Origin of the sequence: Streptococcus phocae, from assembly GCF_001302265.1 — a bacterium.
In the GTDB taxonomy this organism is placed as follows: Bacteria; Bacillota; Bacilli; order Lactobacillales; family Streptococcaceae; genus Streptococcus; species Streptococcus phocae.
Genome location: NZ_LHQM01000026.1, coordinates 1 through 24,163 on the forward strand (window position 1 = coordinate 1; position 24,163 = coordinate 24,163).

Genomic DNA, 24,163 nt, shown 5'->3' on the forward strand with positions numbered 1-24,163 from the left:
TTGAAGTTGTGATTGCAGCAATTAGAGAAGTTACTTTCCAAAACGACTCAGATAAGAAAAATTGGAAATATATCAAGGGTATCTTAGATAACTGGCTGAAAGAAGGCATTAAGACTAAAGAACAGCTATCGGAACACCCTGACCCCCTAGAACCACTTATACCTAATGTTGACGTATCAGATAATTGTTTAGATGCTATGGATCTTTGGAGCGAATAATTAAAAGGAGTAAGCCCTTAAAAGGTTACTCCTTTTTTGATTCCCATAAATGGCAAAGGGTTGCTGCTGCTATTCTAGTCCATTAGAGTAGAGTCTGATTCGTTATAAAAGAACTTCTATCGAAGAATATGAAATCCTTCAACCTTCGATAAGTGAATTAGACAACCCAAAACAACTGATTCCTTGAAATCTGTTGATAATATAACAGAAGACCAGAGTGATCTGACAGCCCTTAGAAAATGCAACAAAGAACTAAAAATGCAATTGGATATCCTAAAGCAAGTGGCAGTGATTATCGTGCAACTATGCGCACTGGTGGAACCACAACCGTTTAAAAATATTATAAAAAATTTTTTCAAAAATGAACTTGTATTTATTTTTTTTAAGGTATATTTTAATTGTTAACCAGTTAACAATTAAAATGCGATAGGAGAATCAGCAGAGGATGTAACCGTTACAAACAACCATTATAAGGTTAGTAAAGATGGGGTCAGGGTATTTTTAATTGACGGTAAAATCTTTGAATTGCCAGTTGATTCTCCAGATCCAACGCCAGAACAGATAATAGCTATGAAACAGCAGCGTGGAAAATGGAGTGCAGCAGTTAAAGCTATAAGGAAAGGGTATTCAAAAGTTCCTTCTAAAGTAAAAGGGTATATTAATAAATTTATTGGTTTAGAAGCCATCTTAGGAACGATTGATCATTTTACTGGTTGGATTGAAGATGGTATTTATCAAGCATGTAAAAATGCAGGAATGCCTGATTGGATGGCTTGGACTGTGGCTAAAGCCCTTACTCTTATAGCGTTATAGTGAAGATATGAATAAAAGTAAACTAAAGCAATTCTTTTTAATAATATGTTGTATTATTATATTTGTATTTGCAATAAAAAATTTTTTAAATGGACATTTTATCGTTGGTTCGATAAAAGCACTTTTAGTAGTCGTTTTGCTTATTATTTATAGTGATAAAAAATTGATTCCATAAAATTCCGCCTCTTTCTTAAGAGATGAGAGATAAAGGACAAACCACATTTTCAGATGGTTTGTCCTTTTATGTTTAAAAGAGTTACTTTATAGGAATAAATGATTTTTTGAAATGATCGGAATATCAAAATGGTTAATTTAAGTTAAAATAAACTTACTTAAAACAGTGGTATCTACCCTTTTGGCCAAGACCATAACCTAGGCATGTTAAGTAATCGTTGGTTGATAGATGGCATATAGCTGTAAGGATTTATGAAATGTGTTTGGTATTGTTGACGGTACTTCTCCTTCGAGAGTTTCACTTAATTAAAGGCACGTCACGCGCGTAGCTAGTACCTCAATGAAGATGTCGAAAACTATGTCACTCATAAGAAGATGACTGTTGAAGTTGTGATTGCAGCAATTAGAGAAGTTACTTTCCAAAACGACTCAGATAAGAAAAATTGGAAATATATCAAGGGTATCTTAGATAACTGGCTGAAAGAAGGCATTAAGACTAAAGAACAGCTATCGGAACACCCTGACCCCTTAGAACCACTTATACCTAATGTTGACATATCAGATAATTTTTTAGATACTATGGATCTTTGGAGTGAATAATTAAAAGGAGCTACCCACTACAGATATTATAGAGCCTCAAAAAAACTCCTTATTGTTGATTCAACCACATTAAAGGCACGAAAAAAGCAGCCCAGGGGCTGCCTAGTTACAATTAGTCTTCGTTTACGTAAGGCATAAGTGCCATAACGCGAGCACGTTTGATTGCTGCTGTTACTTTACGTTGGTTTTTAGCTGAAGTTCCTGTTACACGACGAGGAAGAATTTTCCCACGTTCTGAAACGAAACGGCCTAAAAGTTCAGTATCTTTGTAATCAACATATTCAATTTTATTAGCTGCGATGAAGTCAACTTTTTTACGGCGTTTGAATCCGCCACGACGTTGTTGAGCCATGTTTAATCTCCTTTATAGTATTCAGGTATACATTTGCGATAACAAAGCTATGCGAAATGAAGAAAGTTCTTAAAAACATTTGTTTTATCAGCAACTTGTTGATTTCATAAGCTTTCAGCAAATCTATCCAATTCATGTAATCCAATTACCACTCTTTAGAATGGCAGATCGTCATCTGAAATATCCACAGGATTTGCATTCCCAAATGGACTTTCATCTCTCCCAAAGTTAGGTGTTTGTTGCGATGGTGCAGAGTAGCTATTATTTGCTGATGGTGCCTTCATGCCACCACCATTAAATGAACCAGCAGCGCCACCTTCACGTGTAGCACGACTTTCCAACATTTGGAAATTGTCTGCAACAACTTCAGTCACATAAACACGCTGTCCTTGCTGATTTTCGTAATTACGAGTCTGAATACGACCTGTAACCCCAATCAAAGCGCCTTTTTTAGCCCAATTGGCTAAATTTTCAGCTGGTTGACGCCAGATCACACAGTTAATGAAATCTGCCTCGCGTTCACCATTTTGGCTTTTGAATGTGCGATTAACAGCAAGTGTAAATGTGGCAACTGCCACTTGACTTGGTGTGTAACGAAGTTCTGCATCTTTGGTCATACGACCAACTAGTACTACATTATTAATCATAAACTACCTTCTTACTTGGAATTAAGCGTCAAGTTTAACGATCATATGACGAAGAATGTCACCATTGATTTTTGACAGACGGTCAAACTCACTAAGAGCTACAGCGTCAGTCGCTTCAATGTTAACGATATGGTAAAGTCCTTCGCGGAAATCATTGATTTCGTATGCAAGACGACGTTTTTCCCAGTCTTTTGATTCAACAACAGTTGCACCGTTGTCTGTCAAGATAGAGTCAAAGCGTGCTACCAAAGCGTTTTTAGCTTCTTCTTCAATGTTTGGACGAATGATATAAAGAATTTCGTATTTAGCCATTGATATTTTCCTCCTTTTGGTCTAATGACCTAGGCCTTCTAGCCTAGGTAAGTGAGGTATGCTCACAGAATACCATTATACGAAAATATATCCTAAAAAGCAAGAGTTTTTCTCACAAGATGTATTGTTTTACAGCCAACAAATCACTGACCTTCAAAAATGCTCTAAATTTGTTTCTTAAAAAGATAACACTTTTCAAAAGATTCTACACTAGTAAGTCTATTTTTAGAAAATAGTTTTACTAAATTTTGATATTAGCATGTCAAGTTGAAACATTTCTAAAGTTCAGTGTACTTATTTTTCTTTCCTTTGCTTTTTTCTACCGGATATTTTTTTTCGTTTTTTTTCAGTTTTTCTTGAATAATAGTATCCATATCAAGCCCAAGATTATTCGCCAACATATACGCATAAATCATTACATCTGCTATTTCTTCTTTCAACTCCTCTTGCTTATCTTTTACAACCTCTTCACTAGTTCTCCATTGGAATAATTCTAACAATTCATTTGCTTCAAGTGAAATTGAAATTGCTAAATCTTTTTCAGTGTGAAATTGGCGCCAGTTTCTATCATCTCTAAATTTATTTATTTTATCCATAATTTTCATCACAATTCGTTACCTCCTTTGTCTTAGTTTATCACAATTATTCACTCATATAATAATATTTTTATGCTACAATAAAGTAACTGAGGAGAGGAGTTATTATGGCACTTCACGATATTGATGCACCAATTATTAAAAAAATAGGCTATAATTTAGTGGAAATAGAGTCTATCCCACAAGAAAAGTTAATATTAGATTACCCCACAGTATACATTATTAAAGACCGCGATCCATCGGATAAACACAATTATACTGTCTATGTCGGTGAAACGGCTGATATTATTCGCCGAACTAAGCAACACTTAAAAGACGATATTAAAAATGGGCGTGATGATTTTCAAAAATTGAGTGAATCAATTACATCTGAGATGTACATCATAGGACATAAATTTTTCAATAAGTCTCTCACGTTAGACATTGAAAATAAATTTTTGCATTATTTATCAAGTATAGATAAAGTATCAAAGGTTAATAATCGCCGCGGAAATCCCCAAAAAGACTACTATACTTCAGAAGCTATGGAGAATATTTTCTCTAAGATTTGGAGAAAACTTAACAAAGAAAATTCAAACCTCTTCCCAGCAGAATCAGTTATTCGTGACTCTGCTCTATTCAAAGCTTCCCCTTTTCACAAATTAACCAACGAACAAATTTCAGCAAAAGATATGATTATTACTCATATTATATCTATTCTCGGTCAAAATTTAGAGGGGCAATTACTTTTAGTCGAGGGAGAAGCTGGTTCTGGAAAAACCGTTCTTATGAGTAATCTCCTTTACGACTTGTTCTATTCAGACGACTTGCCAATAAATAAAGAAAAGCTATCTATCCATCTTCTTGTAAATCATGAACAACAGTTAGTTGTCTACAAGCAACTTGCTAAAAAATTAGGCTTTAAAAATTATAATTATTCTGATGTCATTAATAAGCCAACTAGTTTTATAAATTCGCAGGCGAAAAAGGGTGAGAAGGCAGATATCGTTATTGTAGATGAGGCTCATCTACTGCTCACCCGAGGAAAGCAATCTTACCAAGGTAAAAATCACTTGAAAGATTTACTTGCCAATGCTAAAGTCGTAGTCGCAGTATTTGATGAAAATCAGATACTTTCAACAGAACAAATTTGGGAGCCGGCCCAATTTGCAGAAATGAAATTAGATGCAAAAGAAGTTATTACGCTAAAAAATCAAATGCGCATTAACTCAAGTAAAAATACTGTAGATTGGATTCGCAATTTGATAGATAATGGGGTAGTTGATATATTTACTCCAGATGATAAGTACGACTTAAAAGTATTTGAATCTCCCACAGCTATGTACGATGCTATTAAGAAAAAATCGGAAAATCGGGAAAATGGAATCTCTCGTATAATTGCGACTTATGATTGGAAATTTATTCAAGGAAAAAAACCCTCAAATAAAGATTATTGGTCTGTTGAGATTGATAATTTTTGCATGCCTTGGAATTTACAACTCCCCAAAGAAAAAAAAAGGGTCTGATTTATCTTGGGCTGAACAAGAACAATCTATCAAAGAAGTCGGATCAACCTTTACAATTCAAGGGTTCGATTTAAATTATGCTGCAGTCATCATAGGACCTTCTGTGACATACCGAAACGGAAAAATTGAATTCAACCCTGATAAAAGTTTTAATAAAAAGCTACTGAAAATCGAACCTTATCAGATGGCAACAAAGCTAAATTTGGAGAGATGCTTCTACGGAATGAATTAAATGTTTTACTCACTCGAGGGGTGAATGGTCTGTATCTTTTTGCTGTGGACGAGGAATTGCAAACTGCACTGATGAATGCTATCAATGTTTAACGAATAAGTGGTTACGTCAAAAACGATAACAATATACGTTTCATTAACTATCATTCTTTAAAAAGTAACCTTAGTAACAATCTCACATCTGATTTTCCATATATATATATCGATAGTCTATTATTTAATAAACATATAGAGCTTCTCTGAGTAAACAAATAGCTAATTAATCGTTGGCAGTTAAGCTAAGTTAATAAAAAATTATCAAAAAAAAGCAGCTATCAGAGTGCTGATAGCTGCTTTTCTCTATTTTAAATTATTTTATGGTAGTCCATAATTCCCCATTTTTAATATAGTTTTTTTAATATTCCTCAAATTTGCAAGCTAATTTTTATTGTTAGTGAACAAATCTTTGCCTATAAAGACAGGTGCTTTAAACAACTTCTTAACCGTTTTGCTTTTCTAATTAAATTGCTCACCGCTCCTATTCTGAGATTCCTTTTGCATCGTTGTCCCTCATCTCCTATCCCATAAAAAACGTTCAAGAAAAATTTTCTTGAACGTTTTGATTTGTGATACCTTTTATAAGTCAAGGTGTTTTAGATTGACTATTTCAGCATCTTTGACATTACCTTTTAAGAACGAATCAATATTCTTTAAAGTATCTTGTGCAGCTTGTACAAAGGCATCTTGTGAGTAAAAAGCAATATGAGGGGTCACAACAACATTATTGAGGTTTACTAAAGAAGTCTCATCGAGATTCGGTGTTTCTGTAGAAAGAACGTCTAAAATGGCATAAGCCAGATTTCCTTGTGTTAGCGCTTGGTATAAATCATCTTCATTCACAACACCTCCACGAGAAGAATTGATAAAGACTGCGCCAGGTTTGACCTGCTCAAATAACTCCTTATTTAAAATACCGCTAGTTGAGTCATTCAAGGGAAGGTGAGAAGAAATATAATCACTGTTTAGGAATATTTCTTTTAGGGAGACCTTTTCAATCCCATGCTTTTCAAAGACTGCGTCTTCGACAAAAGGATCATAGGCAATAACTCGAGGCCCAAAAACCTTTAATCGCTCTGCTACCAGCTTTGGAATATTACCTAAGCCGATTAATCCAATGGTCTGAGTAGATAGTCTGCGAATATCTGGGAACAATTCATAGTCCCATTTGCGATCAACCTTGACCGAGTGGTTAAAATCAATCAACCGTCTATTGTGAGATAATATTGCAGCAACCACATAATTGGCTACTTCATCAACGCAATACTTGCTGATGTGAGAAACTGGGAGGTTGATTTGATTGGCATAATCCATATCAATAGTATTAAAGCCAATCGAGCGATAAATAACTAGTTTCAACTTCGGTAAATTTTCCAACACGTGCCGTGTCAGAGGTTCATAAACAGTAATGATAATATCGGCATCTTTGGCATTTTCAATGACCTCTGCTTCAGTTGTAGATGGTTTCACCTCAAATTCAACAGCCATTCCTAAATGTTTGATGCATTCTTGCTCAACAGAGAGCATGTCATCTTCAAAAAGTCTTACAATTTTCATGGTAAACTCCTCAGGCAATCAATTTTACAAAAAGAATAACAAACGGTAATGAAAGGTAAGTCCTTTCAAGGAAAATAATGATCACATCGATAAAACGAGGGACAGTTTTGGTTGATGTTAGTAACGTCGCTGTTTCTGAGAGGTAAATAATTGAAAGGATGCTCATCATCGCAACAATAAGTTTCGTTGAAACATCTGTAATACCACTACCAATAATAACTGGTAGGTAGTTATCTGCAAGGCCAGACATAATAGCACTTGCTGCGATATTTGCTTCAGACACCCCCATTAAGGTCATAATCCACTCAAGAGGTAGCGAGATCCACCCAAGAATCGGTGTGTATAAGGCAGTGATTAGGGCAGCTGTTCCCCAAAAAACAATAATAGGAGTTAACCAAAACACATAGAAAGTCATGTTATCTATCTTGTTAATAAAGTTTTTGCCGGTCACTTCTGATGCGCGCCTAACCGCGCTGGTCAGTCCACGGTTAAAGGCACTTCCGTTGTGTTGAATGGTATGCTTAAACGTTTTGGAGCCATCTACATAAGTATCTTCATATGTAGAGACTATTGGGATTCGCACAGAAATAAATGCCACAATAATAGATACAAGCAACAGACCAAGCAAAATATAACCAAAATAGTCCATAACACCAAGGACCGATGAAACAACCACTACCCAGCCAATGCTTCCTGTGGTAAATTGCGTTGAAATAATCGCTGCTTCTCTAAGCGTAAAATATCCTTGCTCAAATAATTCTTTTGTTCCCATAATAGCTGCATTACCTGGACCTACCCAAGCACTGATAATATTTGTGGCACAAATCTCCGACACCTTAAAAAGTGGTTTGACCAATTTACCAACAAAAGCTCCTATAAATTCCATAGCGCCAAATTCAAGAATAAAGGTTTGGAATAAGAGCATGGCTGGAACAATGACAGATAACTGAGTTGCTAATGACAGCATAGAGCCTCCTGTATCCGGAGAGGTAAGCATGGCTGGACCAACCTGAAAATAAATCATAACGGCTAGCAAGGCACCTATGAGTCGGTTAACAACATAAAATGGACTCGTAACAAATAATTTCTTCATCAATCGGTGAGTGTAAAAAATGCTTTGTTGATAAAATAGATTAACCAAAGACAGCAAGGCACTAGCAACAATAAAAATCACTAAAAGAGCTGTTAAGGGCCCATTAAATTGTTTGACAAACAATTTAACATAATAAAACAAAACAGTATCTACCGTTCCGTTAAAATTAAATGGAATCAGGACAAAACCAACTCCAAAAAGGGTGCCCAAAATAAATTTTATAAGATTTTTTCCATCACGTTCATTTTTCATGACGTCTCCCTTCTTTTTCGGGACGATGTCCCGAATTATTTCTTTAATTAAATTATAGCCTTTTTGCTTGTGAAAAGCAACACATTATTTGTCAATTTTAATAGTCAGTTTTACTCAAAATATCAAACAATTGTTGTATAATAGAAAAAACAAATGGAGGTTGTCATGGCTGATAAAAATGAACCAATTCAAGCGATTGTAAACGCGATTAAAATTATGGATTTAATTAATGAAAAAGGCACTATCGGCACTCGGGAAATCTCAAAAATGTTAGACATACCTAAATCAACTGTTTTCCGAATTTTAAAAACATTAGAGAGTCAAAATTTCTTAATTAGCACCAATCAAGAAGAGTATGCCATCGGATATAAAATTTTGAATTATCGTGTTGGTGCTCAAAAGGAGCAAAATTTAGTTTCCTATGCTGCACCTTTTCTAAAAGAATTTGCAAAAACCACTCAAGAAACGATTAACTTAGCCATTCCTAAAAACAATAAATCCTTTGTCATTCATTCAGAAGAAGGCGAATACTATACCTTACAATCCAACATACTACCCGAATCTCATTTTTACTGTTCTAGTACAGGAAAAATTTTTCTGACAGAGATGGACGAGACAGCATTGAAAGACTACTTTTCACAGCCCCTTGATAAACGTACCATTAATACCATTATCGACTACGAAACATTTGTCACTGAAAAAAAACGCATCCTTTCAGGACGCATCGCTTATGATAATGAAGAGTATGAATACGGCTTAACATGCTTGGCCACACCTATCAAAAGAAAAGGTAAGGTCATTGCAGCAATTAGTGTGTCTGGACCAACGACTCGACTAAAAGTGAAAGATTTTCTTGCCTTAGAAAGCCTTTTAAAAAAAACTGCGCAAAAAATTGAACTAAAAATTGATTCTGCAACTTAGTTGCTATTATATCGGGTGTTTACAAAGAAAAACCTGTCAACTAGTGACACCTCCTGACTCACCTACTCAAAAACATTAACAGTCCCTAACCTCTGAAACATTTTTAGAATTTTGACATTTATAATAGTCATTCTCTAGGGCAAGCATCTTTAACAGGCTTCTTAAATCTTCCAGCCAACCACCCTAGAAATTCGATTCCCTATTAACTCCTTATACGAGTAAACACATGCATGATTCCACCCACTTTAAAAGCCTTGATAGCAAATCAAGGCTTTTAGTTATTTGTCAAAGGCTATCTGACAATAGCTTTAATTTTTCTTGAATATGGTTAATAGTAGTCAAAAAGGCTTCTTGACCTTTGCCACTCGGGTCATCTAGTCCCCAATCTTCTCTATGCTGACAAGGAAGATAAGGACAGTCGACATTACAGCCCATTGTGATGACGATATCAATAGGGGGAAGCTCCTCGATCAATTTAGGGTATTGACTTACTTCCATATCAATATCAAACCTTTCTTTCATGATACGAACCGCATCTTGATTGATTTGCAACTTCGTTTCTGTGCCAGCAGAGTAGGCTTCAAAACTGTCTGAATAATCTTTTGTCGCAAGTGCTTCTGCCATCTGACTTCTACAAGAATTATGAACACAAACAAAGGCTACTTTAGGCTTTTGAGTCATAAATCTTTTCCTGAATAATATTCTTCACTTCATCCACTGTCAACACTTTTCCTGAAGACACAACTTTCTCATTAAGAACTAAAGCAGGTGTAAACATAACACCATAGCTAGAGATTTTGACAAAATCTTTTTCATGTTCGATGATTATGTCTAAGCCTTCATCTTGACAAGCTTGAAGAACATGTTCTTCTAAAAGATTGCATTTTTTACAACCAGAACCTAACACTTTAAACACATGTTGAGTTGCTGAAACTTGTGACATCGTTGTTTCCTCCTAGAAAATAAAAGTTTGTAACACATTGAATAAGTAACCAACTACAATAATGCCAATAGAGCAAATGGCGATAAATGTAGCAAGTAAACGTGGCTTTATGGCCCTTTTTAGCATAATGAGCGAAGGGAGGCTGAGAGTTGTTACTGCCATCATAAAGGATAAAACCGTCCCTAATTGTGCACCTTTACTTAACAAAGCTTCTGCCACAGGGATTGAGCCAAAAATATCTGCATACATAGGGATTCCAATGAGTGTTGCTAGGATGACCCCGAAAGGATTGTGACGACCTAGAGTAGCTGTGACCCAATGTTCTGGTATCCAATTATGGATCACTGCACCAATTCCAACACCTATCAATATGTAGGGAAAGACTTTTTTAAACGTATCGCTAACCTGTTCCCTAGCAAACGCTAGCCTGTCCTGATGAGATAGCTGTTTGTTTTCTAAGATAGGTATTTGAGAGTGTTTCACAAAATCCTCGACGTATGTTTCCATGCCTAACTTCTCAATGAGACCACCGCCTAAAACCGCAATAACCAAGCCCAAAATAACATAAATAAGTGCAACCTTAGTTCCGAAAATACTCATCAAGAGAATCAAACTCCCCAAATCAACCATGGGAGAGGAAATTAAGAAAGAGAAGGTTACTCCAATAGGCAGTCCTGCACTCGTAAAGCCCATAAAAAGCGGAATAGATGAGCAAGAACAAAATGGCGTTACCGTTCCAAGTAGAGCTGATACAACATTGGCAGAAACCCCATGAAAACGACTTAAAATGGTTCGACTCCGTTCTGGTGGGAAATAACTCTGAATGTAAGAAATCATGAAAATCAATACGCAAAGTAACACCGTAATTTTAATCACGTCATAAAAGAAGAATTGTAAACTGCCTCCTAATCGTGAAGTCAAATCTATCCCCACTATTGAGAGTAACCACCCAACTATTTCATTTAACCACTTCATGCCAAGTATTTGTTCCTGAATAAACGACCACATGATAATTCCTTTATACATATCAAATAGTTTTGATATGTATGTTAATATGAAAAGTCACAACTAAGATGACTTTCTAGAACAGGCACAATTGTCCTTATATTCACATTTAATATCCGTTAATATCTTTAAGCGTTCCACAGCAACATGCCTTCCTCGATCACTCAGACAGTAGTGTTTCCATTTGCCCTCTTGACGACTAGAGACAATACCTGACTGACATAAAATTTTCATATGGTAAGATAAGGCTGACTGCGCAATGCCTAACTCATCAGTCAAAACACAGGCACATTTCTCCCCATTTTTTAAATAATCCAGAATTAGCAATCGTTTTTCGTCTGCTAACGCTTTAAAAATCTGAGCGACATTTTTAAAATTTTTTATAAAAAACACCTCACATCAAAAAAAATTGATTTGTTTCAAGATTATCTTACTACTGAAAGTCAAATATGTCAATTCAAAAAATAATGTCTTGGAAATCAATTTTGATAACCTATTACTCACAATTTGTCAAAGCCTTTACTTATCACTGCCACAAGCTAAATAGGACAGGAAAAGAACTTTTCTAAAGTCCATAAAATAATACAACCGCCAGTTTTTTACCTCCTAGCGGTTGTTTTTGTTTTTTTAGCTTTCTTTCTGAATAGGTTACACTAAAGAAAATCAGAAGAAGTTTTAGCCTAGAGAAATAGATCGCCAATTTACAGAGCGTTGACCATCACAATGTAGGAAGAAGCGTAGTGATCTCATCAAGATTCCAAAGTCGCTATTTCATCTTCTAAAGACAAATAAAGTTCTTCACAATCTATAAAATCAAGAAATTTAGCACATTTTTTCATAATAGATAAAGCATCTTTATTACCATTGCTGTCACCCGTTTATAAAATTTGCCCACAATGAATTCTTTACTTTCAATAGATGTTATTTTTTCTTCCTTTAACACACTGGCATAGTCTTTCTCAATCCACCAACATCTCATTTCTGCTTCTCCAAACTCATTACTTTTAACTCTAGTCTTATGACGTTTTATAGTTTCTTCAAATGGTAAATCAAAATAATATGCAGCTATAGCATCTCCGTATAATTGAACTGCAAGTTTAAATAAATCCTTATACCATTCCGAGTTCAGAATTCCTTCCAAAATAACAATATTAACCCGTTGTGCTAGTTAATTAAACATAAGAATGGGATGGCACAAAGTACAAGGAAAACTGTCAATCAAGCCGAAAGAGCAAGTTTGACACAGGTCTAAGACCATAAAATAGCGCATACGTTGAAGGCTTTGAGCAAGGTTTTGGCAGATACGGCAAAACCGAGAGCGCTCCGGGAAATTGTCAGGGAAGAGATTGTGGCGAATAGAACGGTAAATAGCACTCACAGTTCGACATCCTTCTTGAATTGCCCAGAGATAGCTAGCAATAAGAACCGCAGCAGGCTGCTTTTGTAAGTGGATATTTCGTCTATTTCTAACTTCAGTTGGGACAAAACGATGATATAAAGTGATGACTCTGTTAAAGATTTTTGAAAAAATGACTTGTGTTTGTTTGGGGGCTGCGAGATAATAAACTTGGCTTTGCATATCATTCCCTCATTTCGTGGTTGTTTTGAGTTTATGATACGCAAAGTTTTTTTGTTTGGCGAGAATTAACTAGCACAACGAGTAGATATTACTAAAACAATATTTCACGATTTGAGAAATACTCACGCATCTTTTTTATTTTCTAAAGATATTAGTATTAACTACATATCTAGAAGATTAGGGCATAATTCAATACTAATAACGCAAAACTATTATCTTGATTTAATGCCAAAAAAAGCACTAGCAAGAGGCTTATGCTTTAAAGGTTTTAAACGACTTATCATTATAATTAACACTAACTAAAACCAAAAAGTGGCTGTAAATGTTGTATAATCAATTTTTGATTAACGTTTTGAGAATTCTATTATTGAAAACGAGGAATCTTCATACCTTACAAATCCCTTTATATCAACATTATTGCTTTTGAATTTTTCATGCAAACACACAAAAATCCTTCAAACTGGATAAAATTAACACCATAAAATGGACTAGTCAATTCATCAAATTTCATTCCTCTAAACAGTCGGAAAAGCGGAGTCTTTCCGATTGAACAGAAGAATTCAAAAGACAGGTGCTTGCACCTGTCTTTTCACTTATTTATTATGACTTTCCACCACCTCTTTTGTTGCTTCAATCCGTCTATCAGTGTATTGGACTACCTCTTTGATAGCTAATTTCGAAATGGCCCTAGTATAGTCATTCATGAAATCAAAGGCAATTTCATCGTCAACTACTGGCAACAAAATCGTCTTGTCTTTGACAACATTCCAACCACCCAACTTCATTTTATAGGAGTAAATCGGTAGATCAGTTACTTTGTTGATAGCTCTAACCATGAAGAGGTACTGATAACTTGTCAAAATCCTGTCTTCATCAGTCCATTTTATAGCGTAAGCATCTGACAAAACGGTAAACTCTCGTGATTGAAAGTAAGCTCTGTAAACATCGCTATTTGACGGGATAGAAATCACATCTTTTAAGACAGTTGCACCCTCTCTAGGGACAAAGTAGTTAAGACCCTGATTTCTAAAGCTAGAGGTCAGACACGGAAGGTCATAGCCATCAATCGCTTCAGTTGGTAAATCCTTTGCCTTGTAGGGTAACTTTTTGGTACTGACACGGCTGAAGAGACTGCCAATCCGATATTCTCGCCACTGCATAGTGTTATAATCCTGAAGAGCTTTTAGCTCTTCATCGGACAATTCATAATTGTCCAATCCGCTTACCTTTAGGTAAGCGGATAGCTCCGCTATCCGCTCTGCCTCCAGCTCCGCTACGAAGATTTCCATAAAATAAAAATCAATCTGATTATGTTTTATTGGAAGTAAAATAGATTCTTCCTTCAACGAAGATAAAGTGGGGTAACTTGAATAGCCACTATATTTTGCTAACATTCTATTAATTGCTACAATTAGCCATTGATTAATTAATTTTTCCATTGTTGGAATTAAAATAAACATATTTTGACTAGAATACCACTTCTGTTTCCTGATTTGTGCATGAATGGCTCCTATTTGACTTATTGAAATACAATTAGCTGTATTAGGTTCAGTATCTAATTTTCTAACGTATCCTTGAAGACCATAATTAGTCTGTGTGCGTCCAATGAATTCATATGTACCCTTTTTGTTAGATAGGAAATCCATTTTCCCTGCATCATATCCTTTAGTGGTTTTGATGGTGAATAATTTATTCAATCTAAACTTGCCCCACTCAACTTCTTGTAATTGTTTATTGAGTGAGGCATCTATTTTCCCAGTTTATCATCTCCTAAACTACTATTTTTTAATAGGTTAGATACTTCCCAAGCTAAATAATCACCGATGGTTTTTTTGAAATCATCAAGACTTGGCTTAAGGTCAATTGGTGCGGTTTGATTCCAGTCATCTCCTTTGGTAACATCAATATAACCCTCATAATATTCTGCTTCAGTTAGATAGTTCAGTTTGTTTCTCCCATATTTAACCAAATCAACAACTTCTTGATATTTTTCTTTGGCATGGTCTATATCTCTAAGATTACTACTTGATTTCTTTCGGTTACTTCTTGCATAACCGTCATTGGTAAAATCAATAAATTTAACAATGTAGTCATCTTCATGAGCTTCACCAACTCTAAAAACATAAATATAGGTCTGGACACTTGACTTACCTACAAACAAATCAATCGGCATCTTGATACTTGCCAACAAACGATTTGATTTTAAGATTTCTGTGTTAATGTCTTTTGCTTTACCGCTTCCAGCTGAACCTTGAATAATGACAGAAGCATAACCTTTATCCATCATTGAAAGGGCACGCTTGACAAAGACCATGCCATTTCCTTCTGCCGAATATGGCGGATTTAGAACAAATGCTGTAGCAGGAAATTTTTCGTTAGTTTTACCATATCCGTATTTTCCGTTAAATTGTGTCAAAGAATCTTCATTAATAATATTTGATGAGCCATCTCCCATCATAATCATGTTCAAGACTGCAAGCATATAGACTGATGAAAGGATTTCAAGCCCCAACAATTGATTTGCCTTGATTTCAGCTTCCTTCTTGTAAAGTTCATCAGGTGAGGTGATTTTCTCTTTAGCGTCATTGAGCATCTCATTCATTGCTGAAACTAATAACCCTGCCGAACCAGTCGCAAAGTCCCAAACATAAGAATCTTTATCCACTCGTGCTAGTTTGACTAATAAGGTTGCTACATAAGATGGCGTCAAGACAACATCATTTAGCTTATCCTGTGTGAATCCAAGCCATGAATACATTTCATTGAAGAGCTTTCCTGTAAAATCTGTATTCAAGCCAATTTTGTAGTAAATTCCAAGGTCATCTACAATCTTGCTAAACACTCGCTTAAGCTGACTTTCGCCATTGACTGGCTTATTGATATTATCCGTCGTCAATGTATTCTTGAGAGTACGGATGATCAAGTCTTTTTTAGCTTTAGGAATCTTTTTCTCATTCAAGAAAGAGTTAACCTTTCGGATAACAATATCACCATCTCGATTGTCTTCTTCGGTTGATGATTTTAAATCCTCCTTGTCTAAAGGCTTAACTTTACCAGCCACACCAAGAGTCGCAATGATAGAAGCCGCCACAAGGTAAACACGGTCATTTTCACCTAAACCCTTTTCACTTTGATAAATATCATTATTTAACTTAGTTAAGCTAGCATCGATTTCTTTTTCACGTTGTTCTTTTAATCGTTCTGCTTCATCAGCCGTTAGCTCTAAACTTTTTACTTTTTCAATAAAAGCATCAAAATTAGTAGATTTCAAAAAAGATAAATCGGTATAATCATTAACCTTTTGTCCTATACCAAAATTATCCTTTGATACAAAATAAACACCAATTTGAGTTTGAAGCTCTCCAAATTCATCCTTATAACCTGTTACACCAATTGAAATAATATTGGTGTAGCTGGTATAGTGTAACAGAGCATTGGCATAATGGACTGCACCATTTACTGCAAAAGAATTGATATTAGTATAATTTGGCTCATTCTTTGATTTACGATTATCAACCTGACCTTCAATATCTAATTTTTCTAATTTATCCTTATAACCTTTATATTCAATAAGAATTGGCCAGAAGTCTGTGTGCTTATCTTGAAGCAACAGTTTTGCATCAGGGCGATTACCACCCATACCACCACTTTTAGAGGCATATTCATTTAGTGCTTTATCAATTTCTGAATTTAATGTTTCTTGTTCTAATTTATAGTCCAAACCATAGGACTTGAGCCAACCATTTACTAAGTCCGCTACCATAGGTTCAACTGATTGAACTTTTCCTTTTTCCAAAACTTTGTACTCCATTCACTTTACATTATTTAATACAGCGACTGAATTATATCATATCACGGTCTCCGTGATACTCACGCTTCATTTCTTTTTTCTAAAGATATTAGTATCGATTATATCTCACGCCGTCTCGGTCACAATTCAATTTTAACCACTCAACAATATTATCTTGAACTCATGCCAGAAAAAAGCACCAGCAAGATGCCGATGCTTTAAGTCTCTTAAACGACTTATCATTATCATTAACACCAACTGACACCAAAAAGGTGCCATAATCTTTGGTATAATAAGGTTTTGATTAACGTTTTGAGAATTGTGAAGCTTTACGAGCTTTCTTAAGACCTGGTTTTTTACGTTCAACCATACGTGCGTCACGTGTAAGAAGGCCAGCGCGTTTCAATGAATCGCGGAAGTCTGGGTCTACTTGCAAAAGTGCACGTGCGATACCGTGACGAATCGCTCCTGATTGTCCGCCGTAACCACCACCAACAACGTTTACGAAAACGTCGTATGAACCTTCAGTTGATGTAACTGCAAAAGGTTGGTTGATGATTAAACGTAGGTCAGCATGTGGGATGTATTCTTCAACATCTTTTTTGTTAACAGTGATTTTACCAGTACCTGGAACCAAACGAACGCGTGCTACAGCGTTTTTACGACGGCCAGTACCTGCATATTGTGCTTGTGCCATTATTTAATGCTCCTTTCCTCTTAGATAAGTCCTGAGATGTCAAGTACTTCTGGTTGTTGTGCTTCATGTGTATGTTCAGCGCCAACGAAGACTTTCAATTTCATACCTTGTGCACGTCCAAGAGTGTTATGTGGAAGCATGCCTTTAACTGATTTTTCAATCAAACGAACAGCATTTTTAGAACGAAGTTCACCTGCTGAGATTTGTTTCAAACCACCTGGGTACATTGAGTGAGTGTAGTAAATTTTATCAGTTGCTTTTTTACCAGTTAATTTGATTTTTTCAGCATTGATAACAATTACAAAGTCACCTGTGTCAGTATGAGGTGTGAATGTTGGTTTGTGTTTTCCGCGTAGTACGCTAGCAACTACTGCAGAAAGACGTCCAAGAGGTACATCTGTTGCGTCAACAACGTACCATTTGCGCTCAACTTGGCCAGTTTTAGCCATAAAAGTTGTTTTGTTCATGATTTCTCCTATACGAATTCGTTTTTGTTTACAGGTGTGGATGTTCCGGTCCACGAGGTATTTGGAAGGTTCCGGGGCCTTTCAAATGGGGTAAACAATACCGTCTACTATAATATCAAATTTAGTGGCCTCTAGTCAAGTGCTTTAGCTGTTTTTATTTGTTTATTTCCTTAATAATTTCGCAGATGCACTGCCCCGCTAACTTTTAAACTATCAGGGGTATCATTATCTTTTCTTTCATTTAGGAAAATAGCTAAGCTTCTGACTGTGAAGAGCAGCTCCAATAATAAGGTTATCCACAATCGTGGTCGCTATGATAGTTCTCCGATGACAGTTTTACTTATTATAAATGATTTTAGATATCTACTTGTTTAGAAAACACAAAAAGGATTGAATTATCTTTCAATCCTTCAACGATTATGAGCGAGTTTTATGACCAATAACAAACACTGCCAATGTATTTGGTCCGACATGAGCTGAAATAACTGGTCCAAGTGGCATCATAAGGACATCACTGACCTTTTCTTGTAACAACAATTGATCGCGTAGCTGATTTGCTTCGCTTTGATCCCCAGTGTAAGAAACAATAAGGGTTGAGTCGGCGATGTCTTTTTGGACCTGCGTAACCATTTCTTTGATGGCTTTTTTACGACCACGAATCTTAGCAATCGGTACCAATTTCCCCTCAGCATTAAGCCATAAAAGGGGTTTGATGCTTGCTAAACTGCCAAGCAATGCCGAACTTTTTGACAAGCGACCATCCCTCATTAGATGAAAGAGATCATCCACCAAAAAATAAGTGCGCAAACGCGGCAACAAGTCTTCAATCATGGTTTTTGTATGATGCAAGCTTTTGCCAGTATCTCTAGCCTCAGCGGCTAAGATAGTCAGATACCCTTCTCCTCCTGCAGCTGCTAGAGTGTCCACGATTTCAATGACTGCTTCTGGATAATCTTCCAAGACAATCTCTCTTGCCATGACGGCACTTTGGTAGGTACCTGACAAAACTGATGAAAAAGCAAGATACAGCAGGTCTCTTTTTTGTTCTGCATAAGCACGAAAAACCGTTTCAAATTGACCTACATTGATTTGACTAGTTGTAGGCTGGCTGCCATTTTTCATTTTTTGCAATAAGTCATGACTAGTAAGTCTATTGGGTCCTACAGTGTCATAGACTCTGCCGTTACACTCAATCGTTAACCCGACTACTTCTATATCATGCTCTTCTATCCATGAAGCATCGAGGTCTGCTGTTGAGTCGGTCATTAATACAAATGTCATCTACTCTCCTAATCTATTTGTTTATTGCTATATTTGAGTATTATACTACCATTTGTATATTGTATCAAAAAAAGTTACTCCAAGCGACTCCAAACCGTACTAGTCAAGGTTATCCATGAGGTGTTTCAACTGATCTATTTGTTCTTGATCAAAGGACCGTAACTTTGGTTTTTTAAGATCAATAGCCTGGGACATTTGATCCAAATCAGCCTTCACCGCATTTACTCGTTGCTCTAACTCCCTAGCCGTAACCCGCAAAGCACCTTGGGAAAATATCGTCCACTGTTCGTTTAAATCACTAGTTGCTACCTCTACCATATACAGACTGGTATTTAAGTCTGCTGCTGCACGCTCGATGTAGCTATCTGCTGTCTGGTCTTCTTCGGTAAAAATAACCGTCATTTTATATTGGTCATATCGCTGCCTAAGACCTGGGACATATTGGGCATCAAAAACACAGATGATGTCAATATTTTCAAAATGAGCATAATTATTAAGCTTGCTAAGTAGCGTGTTACGTGCCTGCTCCAATTGATTTAGCTTAAACAGTTGGCGCGTGGCTTGCCAAAAGGCAATCATGTTGTAGCCATCAACCAACAAAATTCTTTTTTTCATTTTTACAGCTTATTTCTAAAAACTTCATACATCAAAATGGCAGCCGCAACGCTCGCATTTAAGCTTTGCACGTGGCCATCCATTGGAATGGTAACCATTTCATCTACCTGCTTTTTGATGTTAACAGAGATGCCTTTGCCCTCGCTGCCAATAATCAAGGCTAGTTTACCTTTAGTGTTCCACCGATGAACTGGTGTCCCTTCCATATCTGTACCAAATGTCCAGTACCCTTTTTCTTTGAGCTTGTCCAGGGTTTGGCTAAGATTGGTGACACGAGCAATCGCAACATGCTCGACAGCCCCTGTTGACGTTTTTGACACAACAGGGGTCACACCGACAGCGCGGTGTTTCGGGATAATAACTCCTGCAACCTTAGTTGCATCGGCTGTTCTCAAAATAGAACCGAAATTGTGGGGATCTGTTAGCCCATCAAGAATCAAAATGAGGGGATTATCCTGCTTGTCAGCCTCAGCCAACAAATCATCTAACTCGGTATACGCAAACTCTGACACGCGCAGAACAAACCCCTGATGCACCGCACCATCGGTCATTTCTGACAAGGATTTTTTAGGAGTCCAAGAAATAGACACCTTTTTATCAGTAGCCAGTTCTTTGATAGTGTCGACATTCTTGCCTCTAAGATCTTCTTGAATGTAAAGTTTGTTACCTGTATTGGCTAGGAGGCTCTCCGTAACGGCATGGACCCCATAGACCATATCAGTTGTTTCATTAATATCTTTTAGTTCTTTATCTTTCATGTTTTCTATTATAACACGAAAGAAAGAAAATAATGAGGCCTGTCTACTTATTTTCGGCGGAAGAAAGCTACTAGTCCCCAAAAGACACCCAGAGCAGATACGGCACCTATTGATGCCATCAACCAAGGAAAGCCTTTTGATGGTTGAGTTTCCTCATCAATACCGTCTGAGAGCATTTTATCTTTGTTATCCTCAACTGCCACAGTTGATTTTTTTGCTGGTTTTTCAGCGACAATCGGTGTTTTTTTGTCTTTAGCCATGCTGTTTTTGGTTGGTGTGTCACTCTTAGTCACTGGAGTAATTGTTTTGTGATTTTCAGTGCTAGAGTCAACTGGACTGGTTTGAGCGGGTCTAGTAGTTTCTGTGGTCGCTTTGTTAGTGTTTCCTTGGGGTGAATGTGGTTGTTCTGATGGCTTTGCTTGAGATGGAGCTGATGGCTTTGCTTGACGTTCAAAATGAACAGGAACTGAACTACCACTATAGGTTTTATCCTTATCGGCAACTTTAACAGACATGGTATAATCCGAAGCCTTGTGACTCGGAAGGTTAAACCAAACTGAAAATTGTTGCTGACCTGGTTTCATGCTGTAGGTGTAACTATTGACCGTATTTCCTTGAGCATCTTGTAAAACAACAAGGGCCTGTGATTTTTGGCTAACAGGTTGGTCTGTTGAGATTGTTGCTTCTATCACAGCTTCACCTGAACGCAAGCGCGCATCAACTTGGCTTTGGCCCACTGAATTGTCTGATGTTGTAATAGTCGGACTAGTTTCTTCAGCCCAAACCGGTTGGAGAGGAGCACCCCCTCCTAATACTAGAGCTGCTGATGCCATTGCAATAATCATTTTTTTCTTTGTCATAACATGTCTCCTACACATATATTTTTACTCTTTCATTATAGTACATTCGCAAATTTTTGCAATAGTTTTGTGTCTTTTTTGTTAAGAATATTTCAATTATGTTACAAATAGATTTCTGAATGGTGTCATCAACTTCTCGGTGTTTCAAAAAAGGACTGGTAAACTTACCAATCCTTTTGCGATTTAATTAGATTCTATGGTTTTAATACACCAATTGATTAGCTCTTCTAAGCGTTCTGTCTGTCCTGTCATGTCCAAGTACCCCATGATGGCTTCAAAACCAGTGGACATCCGATAGGTTACCACATCAGCATTTTTTGCCTTGGTGTGACTGTTGGTATTACGGCCTCGCTTGTATATGTCTTGTTCCTTTTCGGTCAAAAGCTGCGCTTCTAGCATGGCTTGGATCAAGCTTGCTTGAGCTCTGGCAGAAACATATTTGGTCGCTAAATGATGGAGTTGGCTAGGCTTGGTTTGCCCTTGAAAAATCAAGTGGCGACGAATATAGTAAGAATAAACTGCATCGCCTTCAAAGGCTAGTGCAATTCCATTAATCAAATTGACATCAACAATCTTAGTCACGTGTCCACCTCGCACCATCTTTTGTGTCTAATAATTTGATGCCTTGAGCTGCTAGCTGGTCACGAATGGCATCTGCTTTGCTAAAATCACGATTTGCTCGTGCTTCTTGGCGCTCAGCAATCAATTGTTCAATATGAGCATCAAGAACTTCCTCTTCAAAAACAATGCCAAATACTGCTAGTAGTTTTGTGAATTCTTGCTTAACTGCTGGAGAATATGCTCCAGAATTAATCCATTTTGCCATATCAAACAAAACAGTAATCCCATTAGCTGTGTTGAAATCATCATCCATCGCCTGTGTAAAGGCAGAGATAAAATCTGGCAACTGGCGATCATCTGCTTCTGCAAGGACCGGTTGGAGAAATGTATTTTTCAAATACTTGAGATTTACTTCTGCATCATGAATTGCTTTTTCTGTAAAGTTGATGGGCTTGCGATATTGTTGGGTGGCTAAAAAGAAGCGCAACACTTGTCCGTCAACGGTTTTTAACATATCATGAACAGTGATGAAATTGCCTAGCGATTTCGACATTTTTTCATTATCTACATTAACAAAACCATTATGCATCCAGTAATTGGCAAAGGGTTTGCCTGTTTTAGCCTCTGACTGAGCAATTTCATTGGTGTGGTGCGGAAACTCTAAATCAGCACCGCCACCATGAATATCAATAGTATCCCCTAAAAGGGCTGTCGCCATGACAGAGCACTCAATATGCCAGCCTGGACGACCTGCTCCCCATGGGCTCTCCCAGGAAACTTCTCCTGATTTGACAGATTTCCACAGGGCGAAATCTAAAGGACTTTCTTTTAGAGCTGTCTCTGAGTCAGTTCGACCACTAGCTCCAACAGCCAAATCTGCTATGGTTTTATTGGCTAATTTGGCATAATTTTTGGCCTTTGCCACTCGGAAATAGACGTCCCCAGCAGATTCATAGGCATAGCCTTTAGCTATCAACTCTTGGATAAAGCTGATAATCTCAGGAATATAGTCCATCACACGAGGATGCTTAGTTGCTACCTTGACGCCTAGAGCCTTGGTATCCTCCATAAAAGCAGCAATAAACTGATCAGATAATACTTTTGGAGTGACATTGGCAGCTGAGGCAGCCTTGATGATTTTATCGTCTACATCGGTAAAGTTGGAAATATAATTGACCGTGTAACCGGCATACTCAAAATAGCGGCGAATCGTGTCAAAAGCCACCGCTGAGCGGGCATTTCCAATATGGATGTAGTTGTAAACCGTTGGCCCACAGACGTACATGTTAACGATGTTTTCTGTTATTGGTACAAAATCCCTGAGGGAGCGTGTCATGGTGTCGTAAATTTTAATGGTCATTGTCCAAATCCTTTATTTTTTTCAGTATGCGATAATTAATCAAACCACCAGCAACCCAAAACATGGACACGATGCCATAGATCAGTGCTTTGGTTGCCTCATTGTTCATGTATAAGGTCACGGCGAATCCTAGTATGAAACATGCTAACAGAGCTGTAAAGACAATCAAGACATACAGTATTCCAATTATTTTTTTCATTTATTACCTCTCTGCATTATTATATCATAAAGAAAAACCTTCACCAACCGGTGAAGGCAAGTCGTCTTGTACGGACTAGGCAAATCACATCACTGCTCAAAAAGCCTATAAAAGGCTTGTCTCAGGCTCACAACCAAAAATTCTTGAAGGTTGCTAAAGTTTTGAGGAGTGATAAGAAGCCTCTCTTTGGTGCTCAATGGTTTGAATCTGCACGCGATTTTTTTCACCATGAACACGCACCACCTTGGCAGGAACTCCTACAACTGTTACATCTGCTGGAACATCTGTTAACACCACTGCTGCGGCACCAACCTTGGCATTTTCACCAACCTCAATCGGCCCAATAATTTGTGCATGAGCCGATATCAAAGCACCTGCTCGAATGGTTGGATGGCGCTTGCCTCTATCTTTTCCTGTGCCCCCTAGCGTGACACCATGGTAAAGCATGGCTCCTTTTTCCACGATAGCAGTCTCTCCAATCACCAAGCCTGACCCATGATCAATAAAGACGCCTGGAGCTATTGTCGCGCCTGGATGAATCTCAATGTGAGTCCAAAAGCGCCAAAACTGGCTATGCATTCTAGCCAATAGCTTGAACTGCTTTTGCCATAGAAAATGTGATAGCCGATGAGCTGCCAGGGCTTTTAGACCAGGATAGGTCAAGATAATTTCAAGGGAGCTACGAGCTGCTGGGTCTAACCGTTTGACGATATCAATACTTTCTTTCCACCATCCCATACC

The 24,163-nt window shown here is 37.2% G+C and carries 26 protein-coding genes and 6 pseudogenes; 8 read left to right on the top strand and 24 right to left on the bottom strand.

All coding sequences use genetic code 11. The features are described 5' to 3' along the window. The 4 genes and pseudogenes from AKK44_RS05950 to AKK44_RS05960 form a co-directional block, all read left to right on the top strand. The coding region (locus AKK44_RS05950) for a DnaD domain protein (RefSeq protein ID WP_152911070.1) at positions 1–218 on the top strand (218 nt) is incomplete at its 5' end. A gap of 135 nt (positions 219–353) precedes the next feature. Continuing rightward, positions 354–521: pseudogene (locus AKK44_RS08900) on the top strand (IS3 family transposase); the annotation flags it as partial. A 267-nt stretch (positions 522–788) separates the two neighbouring features. Further along, on the top strand, positions 789–1,031 hold the full coding sequence (locus tag AKK44_RS08905; RefSeq protein ID WP_236686661.1) for a hypothetical protein: 243 nt from the start codon (positions 789–791) through the stop codon (positions 1,029–1,031). A 528-nt stretch (positions 1,032–1,559) separates the two neighbouring features. Next, positions 1,560–1,805 (top strand): annotated as a pseudogene (locus tag AKK44_RS05960) (DnaD domain protein); the annotation flags it as partial. 112 nt (positions 1,806–1,917) lie between these two features. On the opposite strand, the gene rpsR reads toward AKK44_RS05960, so the two are convergent. The 4 genes from rpsR to AKK44_RS05980 all read right to left on the bottom strand — a co-directional run bounded on the left by rpsR (position 1,918) and on the right by AKK44_RS05980 (position 3,721). Next, on the bottom strand, positions 1,918–2,157 hold the full coding sequence (gene rpsR / locus AKK44_RS05965) for a 30S ribosomal protein S18 (protein ID WP_003102945.1): 240 nt from the start codon (positions 2,155–2,157) through the stop codon (positions 1,918–1,920). A 155-nt stretch (positions 2,158–2,312) separates the two neighbouring features. Continuing rightward, positions 2,313–2,804, bottom strand: a complete 492-nt coding sequence (locus AKK44_RS05970) for a single-stranded DNA-binding protein (protein WP_037594964.1) — start codon at positions 2,802–2,804, stop codon at positions 2,313–2,315. A 21-nt stretch (positions 2,805–2,825) separates the two neighbouring features. Further along, positions 2,826–3,116 (bottom strand): 30S ribosomal protein S6, encoded by a 291-nt coding sequence (rpsF, locus tag AKK44_RS05975; protein WP_008086984.1) that lies wholly within the window; start codon positions 3,114–3,116, stop codon positions 2,826–2,828. Positions 3,117–3,394: 278 nt separating this feature from the next. Continuing rightward, positions 3,395–3,721 carry a nucleotide pyrophosphohydrolase gene (locus AKK44_RS05980; protein WP_054278931.1) on the bottom strand — a complete coding sequence of 109 codons (327 nt, stop codon included), beginning with the start codon at positions 3,719–3,721 and terminating at the stop codon, positions 3,395–3,397. A gap of 98 nt (positions 3,722–3,819) precedes the next feature. Here AKK44_RS05980 and AKK44_RS09335 point away from each other — a divergent pair. Further along, positions 3,820–5,541: pseudogene (locus AKK44_RS09335) on the top strand (DUF2075 domain-containing protein). A gap of 522 nt (positions 5,542–6,063) precedes the next feature. On the opposite strand, the gene AKK44_RS05990 reads toward AKK44_RS09335, so the two are convergent. Beyond that, the gene (locus AKK44_RS05990) at positions 6,064–7,041 is read right to left on the bottom strand and encodes a C-terminal binding protein (protein ID WP_054278932.1); all 978 of its coding nucleotides are present in this window, start codon (positions 7,039–7,041) and stop codon (positions 6,064–6,066) included. A 10-nt stretch (positions 7,042–7,051) separates the two neighbouring features. Continuing rightward, a complete protein-coding gene (locus AKK44_RS09255; protein ID WP_054278933.1) occupies positions 7,052–8,386 on the bottom strand; it encodes a YjiH family protein in 1,335 nt (444 codons plus the stop codon). A 165-nt stretch (positions 8,387–8,551) separates the two neighbouring features. On the opposite strand from AKK44_RS09255, the gene AKK44_RS06000 reads away from it, so the two are divergent. Beyond that, positions 8,552–9,307 (top strand): IclR family transcriptional regulator, encoded by a 756-nt coding sequence (locus AKK44_RS06000; RefSeq protein ID WP_054278934.1) that lies wholly within the window; start codon positions 8,552–8,554, stop codon positions 9,305–9,307. Positions 9,308–9,592: 285 nt separating this feature from the next. Here the strand turns inward: AKK44_RS06000 and AKK44_RS06005 are convergent, their stop codons facing one another. The 6 genes and pseudogenes from AKK44_RS06005 to AKK44_RS06025 all read right to left on the bottom strand — a co-directional run. After that, positions 9,593–9,988 (bottom strand): arsenate reductase ArsC, encoded by a 396-nt coding sequence (locus AKK44_RS06005; RefSeq protein WP_054278935.1) that lies wholly within the window; start codon positions 9,986–9,988, stop codon positions 9,593–9,595. Next, complete coding sequence (locus AKK44_RS06010) at positions 9,972–10,250, bottom strand: thioredoxin family protein (protein ID WP_054278936.1); 279 nt, start codon at positions 10,248–10,250, stop codon at positions 9,972–9,974. Before AKK44_RS06010 ends, AKK44_RS06005 begins: the two co-directional genes overlap by 17 nt. A gap of 12 nt (positions 10,251–10,262) precedes the next feature. After that, positions 10,263–11,258: a permease gene (locus AKK44_RS06015; RefSeq protein ID WP_054278937.1), complete on the bottom strand. Its 996-nt coding sequence runs from the start codon at positions 11,256–11,258 to the stop codon at positions 10,263–10,265. 60 nt (positions 11,259–11,318) lie between these two features. After that, positions 11,319–11,648, bottom strand: a complete 330-nt coding sequence (locus AKK44_RS08735; RefSeq protein ID WP_408022492.1) for an ArsR/SmtB family transcription factor — start codon at positions 11,646–11,648, stop codon at positions 11,319–11,321. 442 nt (positions 11,649–12,090) lie between these two features. Next, positions 12,091–12,396 (bottom strand): P-loop NTPase family protein, encoded by a 306-nt coding sequence (locus AKK44_RS06020; protein WP_054278938.1) that lies wholly within the window; start codon positions 12,394–12,396, stop codon positions 12,091–12,093. 42 nt (positions 12,397–12,438) lie between these two features. Then, positions 12,439–12,834 (bottom strand): annotated as a pseudogene (locus AKK44_RS06025) (IS982 family transposase); the annotation flags it as partial. Positions 12,835–12,918: 84 nt separating this feature from the next. Here AKK44_RS06025 and AKK44_RS08740 point away from each other — a divergent pair. Continuing rightward, positions 12,919–13,123 (top strand): annotated as a pseudogene (locus AKK44_RS08740) (tyrosine-type recombinase/integrase); the annotation flags it as partial. A 304-nt stretch (positions 13,124–13,427) separates the two neighbouring features. Here AKK44_RS08740 and AKK44_RS06030 read toward each other — a convergent pair. Beyond that, complete coding sequence (locus tag AKK44_RS06030; RefSeq protein WP_236686663.1) at positions 13,428–14,531, bottom strand: restriction endonuclease subunit S; 1,104 nt, start codon at positions 14,529–14,531, stop codon at positions 13,428–13,430. A gap of 50 nt (positions 14,532–14,581) precedes the next feature. Further along, positions 14,582–16,630 (bottom strand): HsdM family class I SAM-dependent methyltransferase, encoded by a 2,049-nt coding sequence (locus AKK44_RS06035; RefSeq protein ID WP_082385590.1) that lies wholly within the window; start codon positions 16,628–16,630, stop codon positions 14,582–14,584. Positions 16,631–16,681: 51 nt separating this feature from the next. On the opposite strand from AKK44_RS06035, the pseudogene AKK44_RS09260 reads away from it, so the two are divergent. Next, positions 16,682–16,905, top strand: a pseudogene (locus AKK44_RS09260) (hypothetical protein); the annotation flags it as partial. Positions 16,906–16,928: 23 nt separating this feature from the next. On the opposite strand, the gene rpsI reads toward AKK44_RS09260, so the two are convergent. From rpsI to cysE, 10 genes are all read right to left on the bottom strand, one after another. Beyond that, on the bottom strand, positions 16,929–17,321 hold the full coding sequence (rpsI, locus tag AKK44_RS06040; RefSeq protein ID WP_002982716.1) for a 30S ribosomal protein S9: 393 nt from the start codon (positions 17,319–17,321) through the stop codon (positions 16,929–16,931). Positions 17,322–17,341: 20 nt separating this feature from the next. Next, on the bottom strand, positions 17,342–17,788 hold the full coding sequence (rplM, locus tag AKK44_RS06045) for a 50S ribosomal protein L13 (RefSeq protein WP_037596458.1): 447 nt from the start codon (positions 17,786–17,788) through the stop codon (positions 17,342–17,344). Between the two features lie 417 nt (positions 17,789–18,205). Continuing rightward, complete coding sequence (locus tag AKK44_RS06050; protein WP_054278940.1) at positions 18,206–19,069, bottom strand: DegV family protein; 864 nt, start codon at positions 19,067–19,069, stop codon at positions 18,206–18,208. Between the two features lie 99 nt (positions 19,070–19,168). Continuing rightward, positions 19,169–19,684, bottom strand: coding sequence for an NYN domain-containing protein (locus tag AKK44_RS06055; protein ID WP_037596453.1), 516 nt, complete (start codon positions 19,682–19,684; stop codon positions 19,169–19,171). A gap of 2 nt (positions 19,685–19,686) precedes the next feature. Further along, a complete protein-coding gene (gene rlmB / locus AKK44_RS06060; protein WP_037596450.1) occupies positions 19,687–20,442 on the bottom strand; it encodes a 23S rRNA (guanosine(2251)-2'-O)-methyltransferase RlmB in 756 nt (251 codons plus the stop codon). Between the two features lie 47 nt (positions 20,443–20,489). Beyond that, entirely contained in the window at positions 20,490–21,302 is an 813-nt protein-coding gene (locus AKK44_RS06065) for a hypothetical protein (protein WP_054278941.1), read from the bottom strand. A gap of 183 nt (positions 21,303–21,485) precedes the next feature. Continuing rightward, positions 21,486–21,884, bottom strand: coding sequence for a Mini-ribonuclease 3 (locus AKK44_RS06070; protein ID WP_037596447.1), 399 nt, complete (start codon positions 21,882–21,884; stop codon positions 21,486–21,488). Next, positions 21,877–23,223, bottom strand: a complete 1,347-nt coding sequence (gene cysS, locus AKK44_RS06075) for a cysteine--tRNA ligase (protein ID WP_054278942.1) — start codon at positions 23,221–23,223, stop codon at positions 21,877–21,879. Before cysS ends, AKK44_RS06070 begins: the two co-directional genes overlap by 8 nt. Then, positions 23,213–23,422 carry a hypothetical protein gene (locus AKK44_RS06080; protein ID WP_054278943.1) on the bottom strand — a complete coding sequence of 70 codons (210 nt, stop codon included), beginning with the start codon at positions 23,420–23,422 and terminating at the stop codon, positions 23,213–23,215. The genes cysS and AKK44_RS06080 overlap by 11 nt, the downstream gene beginning before the upstream one ends. A gap of 153 nt (positions 23,423–23,575) precedes the next feature. Next, on the bottom strand, positions 23,576–24,160 hold the full coding sequence (gene cysE / locus AKK44_RS06085) for a serine O-acetyltransferase (protein WP_037596441.1): 585 nt from the start codon (positions 24,158–24,160) through the stop codon (positions 23,576–23,578). Positions 24,161–24,163 lie beyond the last annotated feature (3 nt).

What these genes read in the sequence shown, in the direction of transcription:
- AKK44_RS08905 (WP_236686661.1), top strand. Translation starts at nt 789, where the DNA reads ATGAAACAGCAGCGTGGAAAATGGAGTGCAGCAGTTAAAGCTATAAGG.
- rpsR (WP_003102945.1), bottom strand. Translation starts at nt 2,157, where the DNA reads ATGGCTCAACAACGTCGTGGCGGATTCAAACGCCGTAAAAAAGTTGAC.
- AKK44_RS05970 (WP_037594964.1), bottom strand. Translation starts at nt 2,804, where the DNA reads ATGATTAATAATGTAGTACTAGTTGGTCGTATGACCAAAGATGCAGAA.
- rpsF (WP_008086984.1), bottom strand. Translation starts at nt 3,116, where the DNA reads ATGGCTAAATACGAAATTCTTTATATCATTCGTCCAAACATTGAAGAA.
- AKK44_RS05980 (WP_054278931.1), bottom strand. Translation starts at nt 3,721, where the DNA reads ATGAAAATTATGGATAAAATAAATAAATTTAGAGATGATAGAAACTGG.
- AKK44_RS05990 (WP_054278932.1), bottom strand. Translation starts at nt 7,041, where the DNA reads ATGAAAATTGTAAGACTTTTTGAAGATGACATGCTCTCTGTTGAGCAA.
- AKK44_RS09255 (WP_054278933.1), bottom strand. Translation starts at nt 8,386, where the DNA reads ATGAAAAATGAACGTGATGGAAAAAATCTTATAAAATTTATTTTGGGC.
- AKK44_RS06000 (WP_054278934.1), top strand. Translation starts at nt 8,552, where the DNA reads ATGGCTGATAAAAATGAACCAATTCAAGCGATTGTAAACGCGATTAAA.
- AKK44_RS06005 (WP_054278935.1), bottom strand. Translation starts at nt 9,988, where the DNA reads ATGACTCAAAAGCCTAAAGTAGCCTTTGTTTGTGTTCATAATTCTTGT.
- AKK44_RS06010 (WP_054278936.1), bottom strand. Translation starts at nt 10,250, where the DNA reads ATGTCACAAGTTTCAGCAACTCAACATGTGTTTAAAGTGTTAGGTTCT.
- AKK44_RS06015 (WP_054278937.1), bottom strand. Translation starts at nt 11,258, where the DNA reads ATGTGGTCGTTTATTCAGGAACAAATACTTGGCATGAAGTGGTTAAAT.
- rpsI (WP_002982716.1), bottom strand. Translation starts at nt 17,321, where the DNA reads ATGGCACAAGCACAATATGCAGGTACTGGCCGTCGTAAAAACGCTGTA.
- rplM (WP_037596458.1), bottom strand. Translation starts at nt 17,788, where the DNA reads ATGAACAAAACAACTTTTATGGCTAAAACTGGCCAAGTTGAGCGCAAA.
- AKK44_RS06050 (WP_054278940.1), bottom strand. Translation starts at nt 19,069, where the DNA reads ATGACATTTGTATTAATGACCGACTCAACAGCAGACCTCGATGCTTCA.
- AKK44_RS06055 (WP_037596453.1), bottom strand. Translation starts at nt 19,684, where the DNA reads ATGAAAAAAAGAATTTTGTTGGTTGATGGCTACAACATGATTGCCTTT.
- rlmB (WP_037596450.1), bottom strand. Translation starts at nt 20,442, where the DNA reads ATGAAAGATAAAGAACTAAAAGATATTAATGAAACAACTGATATGGTC.
- AKK44_RS06065 (WP_054278941.1), bottom strand. Translation starts at nt 21,302, where the DNA reads ATGACAAAGAAAAAAATGATTATTGCAATGGCATCAGCAGCTCTAGTA.
- cysS (WP_054278942.1), bottom strand. Translation starts at nt 23,223, where the DNA reads ATGACCATTAAAATTTACGACACCATGACACGCTCCCTCAGGGATTTT.
- AKK44_RS06080 (WP_054278943.1), bottom strand. Translation starts at nt 23,422, where the DNA reads ATGAAAAAAATAATTGGAATACTGTATGTCTTGATTGTCTTTACAGCT.
- cysE (WP_037596441.1), bottom strand. Translation starts at nt 24,160, where the DNA reads ATGGGATGGTGGAAAGAAAGTATTGATATCGTCAAACGGTTAGACCCA.